The sequence below is a fragment of the Nosocomiicoccus sp. HMSC067E10 genome, from assembly GCF_001810835.1.
GTDB lineage: Bacteria > Bacillota > Bacilli > Staphylococcales > Salinicoccaceae > Nosocomiicoccus > Nosocomiicoccus ampullae_A.
Genome location: NZ_KV802737.1, coordinates 47,831 through 63,513 on the forward strand (window position 1 = coordinate 47,831; position 15,683 = coordinate 63,513).

At 37.0% G+C, this 15,683-nt stretch carries 15 protein-coding genes and 1 pseudogene; 2 read left to right on the forward strand and 14 right to left on the reverse strand.

Annotation, left to right across the window (positions count from 1 at the left end; all coding sequences use genetic code 11):
* Positions 1 to 15: 15 nt before the first annotated feature.
* From sucC to ylqF, 4 genes are all read right to left on the reverse strand, one after another.
* Positions 16 to 1,185, reverse strand: coding sequence for an ADP-forming succinate--CoA ligase subunit beta (sucC, locus tag HMPREF2767_RS00210; protein ID WP_068130519.1), 1,170 nt, complete (start codon positions 1,183 to 1,185; stop codon positions 16 to 18).
* Between the two features lie 98 nt (positions 1,186 to 1,283).
* Complete coding sequence (locus HMPREF2767_RS00215; RefSeq protein ID WP_070622097.1) at positions 1,284 to 2,459, reverse strand: DUF418 domain-containing protein; 1,176 nt, start codon at positions 2,457 to 2,459, stop codon at positions 1,284 to 1,286.
* Positions 2,456 to 3,208, reverse strand: coding sequence for a ribonuclease HII (locus HMPREF2767_RS00220; protein ID WP_210391781.1), 753 nt, complete (start codon positions 3,206 to 3,208; stop codon positions 2,456 to 2,458). The genes HMPREF2767_RS00215 and HMPREF2767_RS00220 overlap by 4 nt, the downstream gene beginning before the upstream one ends.
* The gene (gene ylqF / locus HMPREF2767_RS00225; RefSeq protein WP_070622099.1) at positions 3,198 to 4,052 is read right to left on the reverse strand and encodes a ribosome biogenesis GTPase YlqF; all 855 of its coding nucleotides are present in this window, start codon (positions 4,050 to 4,052) and stop codon (positions 3,198 to 3,200) included. Before ylqF ends, HMPREF2767_RS00220 begins: the two co-directional genes overlap by 11 nt.
* A 220-nt stretch (positions 4,053 to 4,272) precedes the next feature.
* On the opposite strand from ylqF, the gene HMPREF2767_RS00230 reads away from it, so the two are divergent.
* A complete protein-coding gene (locus HMPREF2767_RS00230; RefSeq protein WP_246827400.1) occupies positions 4,273 to 5,520 on the forward strand; it encodes a Glu/Leu/Phe/Val family dehydrogenase in 1,248 nt (415 codons plus the stop codon).
* Between the two features lie 31 nt (positions 5,521 to 5,551).
* On the opposite strand, the pseudogene arsC reads toward HMPREF2767_RS00230, so the two are convergent.
* The 5 genes and pseudogenes from arsC to HMPREF2767_RS00255 form a co-directional block, all read right to left on the reverse strand.
* Positions 5,552 to 5,949, reverse strand: a pseudogene (gene arsC, locus HMPREF2767_RS00235) (arsenate reductase (thioredoxin)).
* Between the two features lie 15 nt (positions 5,950 to 5,964).
* Positions 5,965 to 7,254 carry an arsenite efflux transporter membrane subunit ArsB gene (gene arsB, locus HMPREF2767_RS00240; protein WP_070622100.1) on the reverse strand — a complete coding sequence of 430 codons (1,290 nt, stop codon included), beginning with the start codon at positions 7,252 to 7,254 and terminating at the stop codon, positions 5,965 to 5,967.
* Entirely contained in the window at positions 7,254 to 7,568 is a 315-nt protein-coding gene (locus HMPREF2767_RS00245) for an ArsR/SmtB family transcription factor (protein ID WP_070622101.1), read from the reverse strand. Before HMPREF2767_RS00245 ends, arsB begins: the two co-directional genes overlap by 1 nt.
* A 100-nt stretch (positions 7,569 to 7,668) precedes the next feature.
* Positions 7,669 to 8,370 carry a VOC family protein gene (locus HMPREF2767_RS00250; RefSeq protein WP_070622102.1) on the reverse strand — a complete coding sequence of 234 codons (702 nt, stop codon included), beginning with the start codon at positions 8,368 to 8,370 and terminating at the stop codon, positions 7,669 to 7,671.
* Between the two features lie 31 nt (positions 8,371 to 8,401).
* The gene (locus tag HMPREF2767_RS00255) at positions 8,402 to 9,205 is read right to left on the reverse strand and encodes a MerR family transcriptional regulator (protein ID WP_083301995.1); all 804 of its coding nucleotides are present in this window, start codon (positions 9,203 to 9,205) and stop codon (positions 8,402 to 8,404) included.
* A gap of 121 nt (positions 9,206 to 9,326) precedes the next feature.
* On the opposite strand from HMPREF2767_RS00255, the gene HMPREF2767_RS00260 reads away from it, so the two are divergent.
* The gene (locus HMPREF2767_RS00260; protein ID WP_070622104.1) at positions 9,327 to 10,667 is read left to right on the forward strand and encodes an MATE family efflux transporter; all 1,341 of its coding nucleotides are present in this window, start codon (positions 9,327 to 9,329) and stop codon (positions 10,665 to 10,667) included.
* A gap of 88 nt (positions 10,668 to 10,755) precedes the next feature.
* On the opposite strand, the gene HMPREF2767_RS00265 is transcribed toward HMPREF2767_RS00260, so the two are convergent.
* From HMPREF2767_RS00265 to HMPREF2767_RS00285, 5 genes are read right to left on the reverse strand one after another with little or no spacing between them, the layout of a single operon-like run.
* Entirely contained in the window at positions 10,756 to 11,502 is a 747-nt protein-coding gene (locus tag HMPREF2767_RS00265; protein ID WP_068130551.1) for an ABC transporter ATP-binding protein, read from the reverse strand.
* Positions 11,499 to 12,275 carry an ATP-binding cassette domain-containing protein gene (locus tag HMPREF2767_RS00270; protein ID WP_070622105.1) on the reverse strand — a complete coding sequence of 259 codons (777 nt, stop codon included), beginning with the start codon at positions 12,273 to 12,275 and terminating at the stop codon, positions 11,499 to 11,501. Before HMPREF2767_RS00270 ends, HMPREF2767_RS00265 begins: the two co-directional genes overlap by 4 nt.
* Entirely contained in the window at positions 12,268 to 13,080 is an 813-nt protein-coding gene (locus tag HMPREF2767_RS00275) for an ABC transporter permease (protein ID WP_070622106.1), read from the reverse strand. Before HMPREF2767_RS00275 ends, HMPREF2767_RS00270 begins: the two co-directional genes overlap by 8 nt.
* The gene (locus HMPREF2767_RS00280; protein WP_040929161.1) at positions 13,077 to 14,024 is read right to left on the reverse strand and encodes an ABC transporter permease; all 948 of its coding nucleotides are present in this window, start codon (positions 14,022 to 14,024) and stop codon (positions 13,077 to 13,079) included. Before HMPREF2767_RS00280 ends, HMPREF2767_RS00275 begins: the two co-directional genes overlap by 4 nt.
* A gap of 19 nt (positions 14,025 to 14,043) precedes the next feature.
* The gene (locus HMPREF2767_RS00285; RefSeq protein WP_210391785.1) at positions 14,044 to 15,558 is read right to left on the reverse strand and encodes an ABC transporter substrate-binding protein; all 1,515 of its coding nucleotides are present in this window, start codon (positions 15,556 to 15,558) and stop codon (positions 14,044 to 14,046) included.
* Between the last annotated feature and the right edge of the window lie 125 nt (positions 15,559 to 15,683).

The following is a 15,683-nucleotide window of genomic DNA, read 5'->3' on the forward strand; positions in this document are numbered from 1 at the left end:
TAATTTCCCCTTATCTTATTTATTTTCTTCAACGAGTGCGATAATTTTTTGTGCACCTTCAGCCATTGTGCTTGCTGGTGTAATTGCTAAACCAGAGTCTTTAAGAATCTCTTTACCTTCTTTAACGTTTGTACCTTCTAAACGTACGACTAATGGAATTTCAAGTCCGACGTTTTTAACTGCTTGTACAACACCTTTAGCAATGACGTCACATAACATGATTCCACCGAAGATGTTTACAAAGATTCCTTCTACGTTTTCATCACTTAAGATGAGTTCGAATGCTTTTGTAACTTTCTCTTCAGTCGCACCGCCACCTACGTCTAAGAAGTTCGCTGGGCTTCCACCGAAGTGGTTAATTGTGTCCATCGTTGCCATCGCAAGTCCAGCACCGTTAACCATACAACCGATGTTACCATCTAGTGCAATATAAGATAAGTCGTATTTAGACGCTTCAACTTCTTTTGGATCTTCTTCGTCGAAGTCACGCATTTCCATTACTTCTTTTTGACGGTATAATGCGTTATCGTCAAAGTTGATTTTCGCATCTAACGCCATAACTTCACCGTCACCTGTTGTTACAAGTGGGTTAATTTCGACGATTGATGCATCTTTTTCTACAAATACATCATAGAGTCCAAGTAATAATTTTGCCGCTTTGTTAATTAACTCAGTTGGAATGTTGATGTTAAACGCAAGTCTTCTTGCTTGGAATGGTAATAAACCAACTGCTGGGTCGATCACTTCAGTGAAGATCTTTTCAGGTGTTTTAGCTGCAACCTCTTCGATTTCAGTTCCACCTTCTTCAGAACCCATTAACACGACACGGTTTGTCGCACGGTCTACAACAAAGCTGATGTAGTATTCATCTTTAATGTCGCAACCTTCTTCAATTAATAAACGGTTAACAACAGTACCATCTGGTCCGTTTTGTACCGTTACTAATGTAGAACCGAGTAAACTTTCAGCGTATTCTTTAACTTCATCTAAAGATTTCGCAATCTTTACTCCTCCAGCTTTCCCACGTCCACCTGCGTGAATTTGTGCTTTCACTACGTAGACGTCAGAGTCTAATGTTTTTGCTACTTCTACCGCTTCTTCAGGTGTACGCGCAACGTCACCGTTCGGTACTTTTACCCCTTTAGAGCGGAAAATTTGTTTTCCTTGATACTCATGAATATTCATGGTCTGCCTCCTAAGCGTTATAATAATAAGCTTTCAAAACTATTATATAAATTCATCGCACTATTGTAAACTTAACACGCTTCTAAAAAGTGTAATTTTTAAATATGTGCGTTTTTTCCACGTTTTAAATGTGGTTTAAATGAGAAATACGTCCAAATTCTAAGTATATATTCGAGTGGTCCGTATTTAAACTTCTTCATATAGTAATAACTACATATAATTTGTACGATAAAGAAAATGATCGCTATTACAAATGACAACGTAAAGTTACCATCTCCGAATCGTCCAAGCCCACTACCATAATATATAAACGAGTGGAACACGGATTGTAAAATATAGTTCGTTAGTGATAATTTACCGACGGCTGCTAAACTGTCCATAAATAAGTTTTCTTTATATAAATAATAAAATAGTCCAATATAACCATAAGCTAACGCTGTGTCTATAAAGAACGCATAAAAATCGAGCGTTTCGTTATTTATAGCAAATATATTTAATACAATCCCGATCGGTACGAGTAGAATGAGTGCTTTTTTCCACGCACCACCTGTTTCAAACATTTTAAGTTTTGCTGCAATCATTCCAGATATAAAGACAGGCACGTAAAAGGAAATAATGAGTAAATACGTAAACACATATCCGACTACACCACCGCCAAAAAACGGATTCTCTGAATCGAATATAAACGACTGACGTTCAGCATTCGATAACGTACGATACGCTTCTTTTTCTTCGAGTAGATATTCGACTTTGTCATCGGTTAACTCTGTCGTATAACTCTCAAATTCTTCGTCTACGTCTTCTACACTACTACCAAAGTCTAAATGCATTAAGACAACGAGCGCTGATGATAGAAGAAAACAAACAATCATCGTTTTAAGACTTCGATTAGGTAGCCAAAATAAAACAATCGTCATCAGTCCATAAACGAACAAAATATCTCCTTCAAATAAATACATCGCGTGCAGTGTACCAAATATTAATAATCCGATCCCGCGACGAATGAGTCCACGTTTTACACCGAGATCTTTACGTTTAAAACTAGACGCCATCATATACATCCCAAAACCAAATAAAAAGGCAAATATCGGCATCGTACTACCTTCAAATAGTACGCGAATCATGTCCATTAAAAAGACGCCCGTTTTAGGTACGTCATACACTTCAGGATAACTATTACCAAACATACCGTAGTTAAAAACGAGCAAGTTAGCGAGTAATATCCCTAGTAAACTAAATCCTCTTAAACTATCTACTACTTTAATTCTGTTCATCTAAAAATCTCCTGAATTTCCTTAACGGGTGAAAAACTTTTTCTATGAATCGGCGTTACACCGTATTGTCCTAACGCATCTAAATGAGTCTTCGTTCCATACCCTGAGTTCTTTTCAAAATCATATTCCGGATACTCTTTACTATGTGCTTCCATTAAACGGTCACGATATACTTTAGCGATAATTGAAGCGGCAGCAATCGAATTCGAATTTGCGTCTCCTTTTATAATACTTTGTTGATGAATATCCATATCTAACACCATCGCATCAATTAATAAATGATCAACGTATCTATTTAAATTTTTCACTGCACGAGTCATCGCAAGTTTCGTCGCTTCATATATATTTAATGTGTCAATTTCTTCAACACTCGCCGTACCTATACCGACTATGCACGTGTCTAAAATTAAATCATATAAACGATTTCTTTCAGTTTCACTTAATTTTTTTGAGTCATCTAAACCGTATAGTTTTTCATCGCCTAAAATGACTGCACCAGCAACAACTTCTCCTGCGAGTGGCCCGCGCCCTGCTTCATCGACTCCGGCAATTACACCTGTTAACTCACGCTCATAGACCATCATACTTTCAAAACGTCGTCTCGTCTCTTCGATTTTTTCAAGTTGACGCCTGCGACTTTTAATTGCATTTTGTACGCCGACACGTGGGTCACTTTGTAAATCAATACTCTCTAAATCTTCTATAGAATGTATCGTCTGTAAAAATTCTTTTACTTCTTTAATTGTCATCATTTACCTCATCAAACGTATATCTGCCGATTTTACCGTTTCGAATGTCGTAGACGACTCGGTTTGTCACTTGTTCATAATCGACTTCGTTACCAGACATTAACATACCTCTACTTCTACCGATTGCGTCAAACACGGATACGATATCATCGACGTCATAATTTGTAATTTTATAAAACGTATCAAACGTTTCCTTATCGTGTTCGATTAAAAATTTCATACCAAAAATAGCGACCTCGTCTAAATGAACGACCCTATCCGTAATTGCACCAGTTAAACTTAATTTTAACCCGACATCTCCTTCAAACTTTGGCCATAATACACCTGGAGTGTCTAGCAGTTCTAAATTATTACCTGCTTTAATCCACTGCTGTGATTTTGTAAGACCTGGCGTATTTCCTGTTCTCGCGGCTTTACGTTTTGCGAGACTATTAATTAATGTTGATTTTCCGACGTTAGGAATACCAATAATCATCGCACGAATGGGACGACGGTTAATACCACGCGCTTCCATACGTTGAAACATCTCTTCAGTCGCTTCCATCGCAACCGGTTCAATGCGCTTTAATACGTTATTGCTACGAGCATCCAGTGCTATCGGATACGTCCCAATCGACTTAAAGTAATTCATCCACTGATTTGTCATATTTTGATCTGCGAGATCAGACTTATTTAAAATGACAATACGTGGTTTATTTTTAACGATCTCGTTCATCATCGGATTTTGACTCGACATTGGAATTCTCGCGTCTAAAATTTCTATCACTACATCAACTTTTCCTAAATTCTCTTCAATTTGGCGCCTTGCTTTTGCCATATGTCCAGGAAACCAGTTAATAGACATCTCATCACTTCCCTATACGTTTTAGATTCTATTCGATTATAGCAAATTCCGTTTAACATACGATATACTACTAGAAATTAGCAAATGTGAAATATGAAAAAAGAATAGCTATACGAACATTAAATTTTTGTTCGAAAATACAAAATAACAATCTTTCATTATTTTATAAACGTGATATTATATACATATGAACTTAATATCAAAAAAGGTGGTCTTTCCTTTGAGTAACAACTCATTTATTAATGCGCAACAACAAGTTGAATCAGCATGTAGAATTTTGAATACGGAACCAGCAGTCTTTGAAATTTTAAAAGACGTTGAGCGTATGATTGAAGTTAGCATTCCAGTTAAGATGGATGACGGTACAATCAGAACGTTCAAAGGTTACCGTGCAGCACACAACACGTCACTCGGACCAGCAAAAGGTGGAATTCGTATTCACCCTGCAACAACGTACGATGACGTAAAAGCGTTATCTATTTGGATGACATTTAAATGTGCAGTAACAGGTACACCATACGGTGGTGGTAAAGGTGGTATCGTTGCTGACCCAACAAAACTATCTGAAAACGAACTCGAGCAATTAGCGCGCGGATACGTTCGTGGTCTTTACAAATACTTAGGCGAAAAAATCGACGTACCTGCACCAGACGTAGGCTGTAGTGCACAAATGATCAGCTGGATGGTTGACGAATACTGTCAATTAGCTGGTACACAAGCACTCGGTACATTCACTGGTAAACCGGTAGAATACGGTGGATCACTAGGACGTACAGAATCAACAGGATTCGGTATTTCAGTCATTGGACGTCAAGTTGCTAAGAAATTCGATATCCACTTCGAAGAAGCAACACTTGCAGTACAAGGATTCGGTAACGTAGGAAGCCACGCGGTAAAATACTTCGAACAACTCGGTGCAACAGTACAAGCAGTTATGGAGTGGCACCCAGATGGACTATTTGCAATCTACCGTGAAGAAGGATTTACTTACGAAGAGCTAGAAGCAAACCGTGGTAAATTCAAAGAAATGGACGACGTTAAAATCTTAAACCCAGAAGACTTCTGGTCATTAGACGTAGACATTATGGTACCAGCAGCACTTGCAAACGCAATCGATGAGCGCGTTGCGAAATTAGTAAAAGCAAACATCGTACTTGAAGGTGCAAACGGACCAGTCACTACTGAAGGAGATGCAGTATTCAAAGAAAGAGGCATCACAGTAGTACCAGACATCCTTACAAACTCAGGTGGAGTAATCGTATCTTACTATGAGTGGGTACAAAACCTACAAGGATTCTACTGGACAGAAAAAGAAGTCTTAGAGCGTCAAGAAGAGAAAATGATCCAAGCATTTGACGAAATCTGGGATACAAAAGAAAAACACGACGTAACATTCAGAGAAGCGGCTTACTTAAACTCAATTCAAAAAGTAGCAGACGTTATGAAGTTACAAGGTAAATTATCTTAATATAAAAGAGGCGAAATGACTCGCCTCTTTTTTAGTATCTCAATTTAAATTGTTCTATCGCTAATTTAATTTCATCTCTAACACGCTCGAATTCTGACCACTCTTTACCGCAGGATCATCAAAACCCCAATGTTCTTTTTTAACATTTGGTGGTAAAATCGGACAATTCTCATCTGCATCACTACATAACGTTACGACTAAATCTGATTGTTTTAAAATATCATTATCAATCAAGTCTGACGTATGGTCTGATATATCAATACCTACTTCTTTCATAGCTTCTACTGCTTTAGGGTTAACACCATGTGTTTCAATACCAGCAGAATAGACATTCCAGTCTTCACCTAATAATTTCTTCCCCCAACCCTCAGCCATTTGGCTACGGCAAGAGTTGCCAGTACATATAAAATAAATTGTTTTCTTATCCATAATTAAAGCCTCTTTTTAAAATATGATTAGTGTAAAATACAATCCTAAGAGTGTTACAAATAGGACTGGAATAGTAATGACAATTCCCGTTTTAAAGTATGTTCCCCATGAAATCTTTACACCTTTTTGTGCTAAAACATGTAGCCATAATAATGTTGCTAAAGAACCAATCGGCGTAATTTTAGGTCCTAAATCAGAACCTATAATATTCGCATAAACCATACCCTCTTTTAGTAGTCCTGTAGCACTAGATTGACCAATCGCTATTGCATCTATTAAAACAGTTGGCATATTGTTCATAATTGATGATAAGAAAGCAGCTATAAAGCCCATACCCATCACACTGATGAATAATCCATAACTTGAAATATTAGTTAATATTTCAGCTAAAAATGTTGTGATACCTACATTTTTTAATCCAAATACAACTAAATACATACCAATAGAAAATAGAACGATGTTCCATGGTGCACCTGTAATCACTTGTTTTGTATTAACTGCTTTAGATTTTCGAGCGAATAGCACAAAGATTATAGCAATCGTACCAGCAACAAAAGATACAGGTATCTGAACAAACTCACTAACAAGATAACCAACAAGTAGTATTACTAAAACAATCCATGAAATCCTAAATAGTTTATAGTCTTTAATTGCATCTTTAGGATTGGGTAGATTTTCTGCATTAAACGTTTTAGGTATAGATTTTCTGAAATATAACCATAAAACGACAATACTAGCAATTAAAGAGAATATATTAGGAACAATCATACGGTTAAAATATTCAATAAATCCAATATCGAAGTAATCTGCAGAAACAATATTCACTAAGTTACTTACAATTAAAGGTAGTGATGTCGTATCCGCAATAAATCCACTCGCTATAATAAAAGGAAAAATCTCTTTTTGATTAAACCCTAAACTTCTTACCATTGCTAATACAATAGGCGTTAATATTAAAGCTGCACCATCATTTGCGAAAAATGCTGCTACAACTGCTCCAAGTAACATAATAAAAACAAACATTTTTAACCCATTACCATTTGAAGCTCTGACCATATGTATTGCAGACCATTCAAAAAAGCCAATTTCATCTAATATTAATGAAATTAAAATAACAGCTACAAAAGTTAGAGTTGCATTCCAAACAATACCTGTTACTTCTATTACATCAGAAAAACTTACAACTCCGGTAACGATAGCTAAAAGAGCTCCGATTAAAGCTGTAACACCAATATCTAACCCTTTAGGTTGCCATATAACAAAAATTAAAGTTAAAAGAAATATTACAATTGCTAAAATAGTCATCAGCAATCACCTGATTTCACATTGTTACATACACATTTTTGATTTGATGTGTTAATAAGATTTAATTTTTGGATAACATCCTCTAAATTATCATGATTCAGTTGATACCAATGCTTGTTACCGTCTTTTCTTATTGTAACTAATTCATTATCTACTAAAGACTTCATATGATGACTGAGTGTAGGTTGTGAGAAATGAAAGTATTCCAACAAGTCACAAGCACATAATTCCCCACAAGATAGTAAATCTAGTATTTCCAATCGACTTGGATCTGATAAGACTTTTAATATTTTTGATAGTTCTTTATAAGACATGACTAAACCTCCTAGATGGTAAATAGATTAACATCTATATAGATTGTTGTCTATGTGCTTTTGTTATTTTTTTACAAACCCTTACGAAACGTTAATTACATTAAATTATGAATGTCTCTCCGTCTGTTTCGATTACTACCTGATTTTCTTGTAACTCTTCCGTAAATGTTAGTCTTACTTTACCTAATTCCAGAGTGTTCTCATCATGTTTATTTAAGTGAAAAGCTTCGGTGAATGCGTGAATCGCATTATCAACATTTTCTACTGCTACCTTAATTTCTAATAGTTTACCGTTATCTCCTAGTATGCTTCCTGCTTCAAGGTTTTCTAGTCTCTCTTCGTCACTCATACCCCAGTCAATGATGAATGGCATAGGGACGTTCGTCTTATTGTCTTTTATAAATAACAACTTCCATGAGACTACTTCTCCATTTTCTTTTTCTCTCTTGAATGTGCGAGGCCCATCGATTTCGAATCCTGAATTCTCGAGCGACGTACTGAGAGCTTCGATGTCAGTCGTTCGAAGTGCAAAGTTGTGCATACCCTCACGGTAATTTTCTTTATATATGGAAGACATGAGCGTGTAATCTACATTATCTTCGTTGTACTTCTCGAAGGTTTGTCTGTTTTTTATCCCTAAAAATTCAATATAATAGAGCCCGCAGTGTAATAGTGTATTATACGTGCCCCAAATGTCGTGTGTACCGCCGGTCACAGTATAAAACCCTTTTTGTTCGTATTCGTCTTTCATTGCACTAGGATCTTCAGAAAAATAGATGATGTGGTCGAATAATACTGTCATATGAACGCCTCCTTTACTATAATTATCCCGCTCATTTTCCTTCCACTTGTATCATAATTTTTGTAATGTAATCTTCTTCACCTTTTACACTGAGTCCATCAATGACGTACTCCTCTATCGTATCTCCGCTAATTTGATATCCAGTTTCCTCTATAAAAGATTTCATTTTTTCATATGTCTCATACGTCTTTAAGTACGATCCTTTGTGGTAACCTACCGCATAAGTGCACGACTTTCTAATAAATGGATTCTTTAAAGCTTTTTCTTTAATTCTCATAAATAGATGAGACACATTTAAATAATCGTTCTTTTCAATTTGTGCTTTTGGAATCAGCCCACCTACTGGATACCCAATATCTAGCGCTTCTTCTTTTGTATATTTGACAAATGACATGATTGCTTCCGTAAATTCTTTGTCAGTGCTATTTAAAATATTTTTGCTTAACACGTAGTATTCTCTCTCTAAATGTTCAATTGTAATACTATCGATATCTAGCTCTATCGCATTTACGATCTGCTCTTTCTTGTTTTGAATAATCTCTTTCGTGCGCTGTAGTGCCTCAATCTTCTGCTGCATCATTTCTGCTTTTTCAGTAAACATCTCAGCTGTTTCTTTTAAATTGTTGGCGTTTAAAAACTCTTTTATGTCAGATAAAGACATGCCAATCTCTTTTAATATTTCAATGACCGTAAACACTTCTGCTTGTTGAAATGAGTAATACCGATATCCATTCGGAGCTACATACTCAGGTTTTAACAAATCAATATCATCATAATGAAAAAGTGTTTGTTTCTTCACGTTACAAATATTTGCGAATTCTCCGGTGGTAAACAACTTTTTTAAAGATTCCAGTTTTTATCTCTCCCGTCCTTGACTATATGGTTACCGTATACTTTATTATCATAATATAGTAAGAACAAACGGAACAGATTTATATATACAATGAGGTATTTTTATGGAACACGTACACACTACAATGCAAACGGAGCAACCACGAAAACTTTTTCTTAAATATTTAATTCCATCGTTATTCGGAATGATGCTCATGGCCATCAACATTTTAGTCGATGGGCTCTTCGTGAGCCACGGTGTCGGAGATAACGGACTTGCTGGAGTCAACATCGCTGTACCTATTTATTCAGTCATCCTAGCATTTTCTCTATGGATTGGAATGGGGGGTGCAACGCTCTACTCCATCGCACTCGGGCAAAATAATTTACACCGTGCGAAATCGATTTTTACACACGCAATTATTATTACCATTGTCGTCACAAGCATCATCATTGGAGTATGTCTCGTATTTGAAGAACCACTCGCGTACCTATTCGGCGCAAATGACGCCATCATTACGTATGTGCTCGATTATCTACACGTCATTTTAGTATTCGGAATCTTCTTTGTGCTAGAAAACATTCTGAGCATTTTTGTACGTAACGACGGGAATCCAACACTCGCGATGATCGCCTTAGTTGTCACATCGGTTGTAAACATTATCCTAAATTACATCTTTATTTTCATCTTACATTGGGGCGTTAAAGGGGCTGCATATGCTACAGTCCTTGCGACAGTTATCGGTATTTTAGTTCTCTTGATGCACTTTTTAACTAAACGAAGTCAACTGGCACTCGTGAAGATAAAGATCGATTCATCTATTGTTCGCAACATTATTTCAATTGGTTTTCCAAGTTTTATATTGGAAGCATCCGCTGCAGTTATGATGATTGGACTCAACGTTACTTTCAGTCACTATGTCGGAGAAATAGGAATCGTCGCGTATGCTGTTGTGAATTACATGCACACCGTGTTCTTAATGTTATTCATTGGTGTCGGGGCTTCTCTTCAGCCAATTTCGAGCTATCATTACGGTGCAAAACTCTTTGGACGATTAAAACAGTTTGTACGTATTGCGGTACTCACAGGATTCATCGTCGGGGCTTTAATTTTCGCGATTGGTGTGTTTGGAAGAAGCCTCATCATATGGCTATTTGGTATTGAAGGTACGGAAGTAATTAGTTATATAAAAATCGGAATCACACTATTCTTCATTGGATATTTATTCTTAGGAATCAACATGGTGTTCACGGAATTCTATCAATCAATCGGTATAATTCGTATCGCGATTATGATTAGCTTATTACGTAGTTTTATTATCTTCATCCCTCTATTATTTATAATGCCAATTCTATTTGGACCAAACGCGATTTGGCTTGTATTCCCAATAGCAGAGGGACTTACAATGGTTATCATGTTTTTATCTTTAAAATTTAAATGGATACCATTAATTCCTAAAGCGTGATGAAATGTATCGTAGTAGAATACTACTAATAAAAATTTTCTAAAAATAAAAAGAATACTCATGGTTAGTATTTAGCTTATCAAACACTTCATATCGAACTCGCAATAAGTTTTTTGGTATAGGGATTTTGGGGATTGTTCAAAATATCGTCCGTTTTACCTACTTCTACAATCTGTCCGTCTTTCATAACGATGATTCTATCTGTCAGTGTTTTTACTGTGGATATGTCGTGCGTGATGAATAGATATGAAGTGCGAATGTTATGTCGTAACTTCTTCAAAATCTCGATGACTTCTTTTTGCACGAGTATATCTAGTGCGGAGACCGCTTCGTCAAATATTACCACTTTCGGATCAGTGATCATCGCTTGGACGATCGATATGCGCTGTGCTTGTCCACCGCTTAACTGGTGCGGGTATTTATCTAGAATCGTTTCGTTTAATTGCACACGTTCTAATGCGCGAAGTATCTCTCTATCCATCTCTTTTTTTGTCTTTCGCGGAAGTCCTTTCGCAAAAAATGGTTCTCGGAGTGACGTTCTTACCTTCAAATATGGATGTAGACTTTCTTTAGGGCTTTGAAATACAAACTGCACATTTTGTCTAAATTTTAGGTAGTTACGTTTTTTCATACTTTTGATATCTTCACCTTCAAAATATACAGTTCCTGAGTTTGGACTTACAAGTCCGCCAAGGATATTCGCAAGTGTAGACTTTCCGGACCCAGATTCTCCAACAATTCCGATAGATTCCGCTTCTTTAAGTTCCAAACTCACATCTTTCAAAGCTATTGTATCTTTGAAGTTTTTAGACACATTTTCACATGATAAAATCATCTCACGTCCTCCTCTCTCGATACTTGGACGAGTGCTTTTGTATGCGGATGCGTTGGATGCTTAAATAGCGTCTTTGTATCATTCGTCTCTACCATTTCTCCCTTATAGAAAACATACGCACGGTCCGTGTACTTCTCTATCAGTTTCATGTTATGTGTGATTAAAATGAGCGACACGCCTTCTTCTTGATTCAGTTTTTTAAAAAACTCCATTATCTCGTTTTCCGTGATGCTATCTAGAGCAGTCGTCGGCTCATCTAAAATAATTATACGTGGCTTCGTCATTAGGGAGAGTGCGATATTGACGCGTTGGCGCATTCCACCAGAAAGTTCGAACACGTATCCGTTCAAGATTTTTTTAGGATTTTTAAGCCCCACAAGTTCTAACAATTCCGTCGCACGTTCTAATCCTTCACGTTTAGTGCCACACTGATGCGTCACGAAACCCTCTAACATCTGGTGCTTAATTTTTACTAACGGATGTAAAAATTCCGTTGTATTTTGTGGAATATATCCAACATCAAGTCCGATGAGTTTTCGGTAATCGCTCGACTTAAGGTCATCTATGTTTTTATCTTCTACCATTTTTAGCGTAGCATGTGACACGAGTGATCTCGGAAGCAAGTTAAACATCGCTTGTGTCGATATTGTTTTCCCTGAACCTGATTCCCCAAATACCCCTACAATTTCTCTCTTTTTAAGATAGAAATCAAATGGCTGTACGAGTCTCTTTCCTTCATTTGTGCGCACTTCGAGTGCCTTTATATCAATCATTAGTATCACCTAATTTCATGAGTCGATCATTCAACGTATCTCCCATTAAGTTCAGACCAAGGACAGTAATCACAAGTAATATCCCTGACGGCAAGATTAAATATGGATAGCTCAGCATAAAGCTCTGCGCTTCTTTTAACATCAGTCCAAAACTCGCGTTCGGTGGAACGACACCAAGTCCTAAATAAGATAACGCGGATTCTATTAAAATTGCAGATCCAATACTTGCACTGAATTGTGTTACGAGTCTAGGCAAAATGACTGGGAGATAATGTCTCCACACAATTCTCATTGTCGATAGTCCCATGCTTTTTGCCGCCACTATATAGAGTGCTTGTTGTTGTTCTTTAATGAGTGAATACGTCAGTCTAGCAAATATTGGTATCATAAATATCGCGATTGCAATAAGTGTAGAGTAAAGTCCATCCCCAAATACAACCACAAACATCATAGCAAGTACGATACCTGGGAATGCGAGCATCCCATCTATAAACCTTAGGAAAATCATGCTGATCCACTTATTTGATAAAGCAGAAATGACACCTATGAAAATCCCAGCACATAAGCCTAAAGTGACTGAAACCGTTCCTAAAAGTAACGCATAGCGTGACGCAACCATTAACCTAGATAATATATCTCTACCAAACTGATCCGTACCGAGTAGATGCTCTTTAGACATCAAAGAAAAACGATTATCAATATCCATCTCTGTAATCGGATATGGTGTATAGAAAAATGACACTATTCCTAGCGATAACGGAATGAGTAAGAGTACTACGCTCAATATAAACACATATTTTCTCATGACTCTTTCCTCCTCATTCGCTTATTCAGGAGAATATAGAGTATGTCTGTGATAAGCGTAATGATTATGACAGAAGTCACAATAAAGCTCACGAGCCCTAAAATTAAGAAGAGATCTCGTTTTAAGACTGCACTAAATAACAGTCGGCCAACTCCAGGCAAACTGAAAATACTCTCTACGACAATCACACCTGAAATTAACCCCGCAATTTGAATACCAATAACTGTAAGTGGTGCAATCAACGCATCACGCAGTGGATATTTAATGATTGCAAAAACAGGATTCATTCCAGACACTCGGGTCATGAGCATATAATCTTGTTTTAAACTATGTAACATCGAGCTTCTCACGATCCTAATCTGTGTCGCAATCATACCAAATGCGAGCACAAGTGCCGGCAGTAGTAAGCTCATAAAGCCACCATAAACACTCTCCGTAAATGGTTTAAATCCAGATATCGGAAACACGTCAAACTGTGCAGCGATGTAAACGAGAAAAATGAGTGCAATAAAAAACTGTGGCATCGCGTCACCAATTTGCATGAGCGTTCTCGCTATAATATCAAACGTCTTATTTTGTTTTAATGCAGCAAAGACACCAATTGTGAGTGCTAAAGGCACCGCAATTACGATTGACATCACCATGAGTGTTAACGTAACAGGTAACCTACTTAATAGAAGTGCTGTCACTGTCTCACCATATGTAAAAGACACACCAAAATCACCAGTTATCGCACTGGTCAACCAGTTAAAATATTGCGTATACCAAGCAGCATCCATCCCGAGAGCTGCTCGAAGTTCTCTGACACGTTCTGGTGTGGCTTCTGTTCCGAGACTAATTTCCACCGCATCTCCAGGTATCATCATCAACATAAAAAAAGTGATAAATGATACGACAATTATAAGTACTATGCTACTCGTAATGCGTCTTATAATTTCTTTCATATCATCCATCACCTATTGATTACTCTTTAAATTTTAAATCTTTTAATTCAAAAACATCGATTGGATATGACGTGAATCCTTCTAAGTCTTCACTGATCGCGTAAATACGTGTTGGCGCTTGAATATACAATGCTGGAACTTCTTCTGCTAGAATCGTTTGGACACGGTTATACATGTCCATACGTGTATCATCATCTAATTCTACTTTAATAGATGATAAAAGTTCGTCTACTTCTGCATTTTTATAATTAAAGTAGTTATCCGAGCGCGTGCTTCCATATTTCTCTAGTAAATCATAACCTTCGATACGACCTGTGTGTCCAACGACTGTAAGATCATAGTCACGGTTACCATAGACATCTGTTAACCATGTACCCCATTCTATCGTCTCTATTTTAACATGAATTCCGATTGCCTCTAATTTTTCAGCAATAATCTGTCCTGCATTCACATAGTTTGGATAGTCTGTTGGAAGTTTCATATTCAATGTGATGCCCTCTCTGCCTGACTCTTTCACGAGTTGTTTCGCTTTATCTACATCATACGGATAAGTGTCTGTTGTGTCGACATATCCTTTTAAAACAGGGGGATAGTGCGAGCCGATTTCTTTACCATATCCCCACCACACTGCTTTGATGAGTTCTTCTTTGTCAACTGCCATATTGATTGCTTGTCTCAGTTTTTCATCTTTTAAATGCTCGTTTTCTAAGTTCATAGCCATGATCTGTACAGAGTTATTGTCGATTTCAACGATTTTTGCATCACCTAATGTCTCTGCAACATCCCCTGTAGTTTCGATTAAATCTATATCGCCCTTTTTGAAGCTTGTTACCTGTGCAGTTGAATCTGGCATCATCTTAAACTCAATATGTTTAATTGCACCTTCGTTATAGTGTTCGACACCTTCTAGAACAACCTTATCTTGAGGCGTCCAGTTCACAAGCTTATATGGTCCCGTGCCTACTGGTGATTTCTTTAAGTCATCTCCAGCACCGTCTTTAACAATCGCTGCCCATGGGTATGCAAAGTCACTTATAAATGTTGCAGATGGTGCTTCCGCTTTGAATTCTATCGTATAATCGTCAATTACACTGACTTCTGTTATGTATTCATAGTTATCTTTTCTTGGCCCTAAATCATCTCTGATGCGTTCAAATGAATAAGCCACGTCTTTTGCTGTGAACTTTTCGCCATCATGGAACTTAACGTCATCTCGCAAGTGAAATGTGAGTGTCTTTCCGTCATCAGACTGCTCATAAGATGCAGCCAAACTTGGCACGATTTCTCCGTCTTCTGTCACTTTGACTAACGTGTCATAAATATTGTTTGTGATGACAAACGTCGAACTAGCAGTTGTTCGATGCGGATCTAACCCATCTGGATCCACAGATATTGCGATTTTAAGTCCATCTTTCGTTTCTTCAACTTTATCTTCTTTTAATATTTCCTCGACTTCCTCAGAACTTTTTCCACAAGCCGATAACAAAAGCGTAAGCATAAGTGCTACAAATAATACACCAAATTTTATTTTCATTTTGGTCTCCTTAGTATAAATAGTTTATTCTATTGATTATATTTTCCATGATTTTGGTTGTTTTATCAATTGAAAAAAAGATGCGCATCTTTAACTTTTGATACATGAAACCTTCTATCTATATA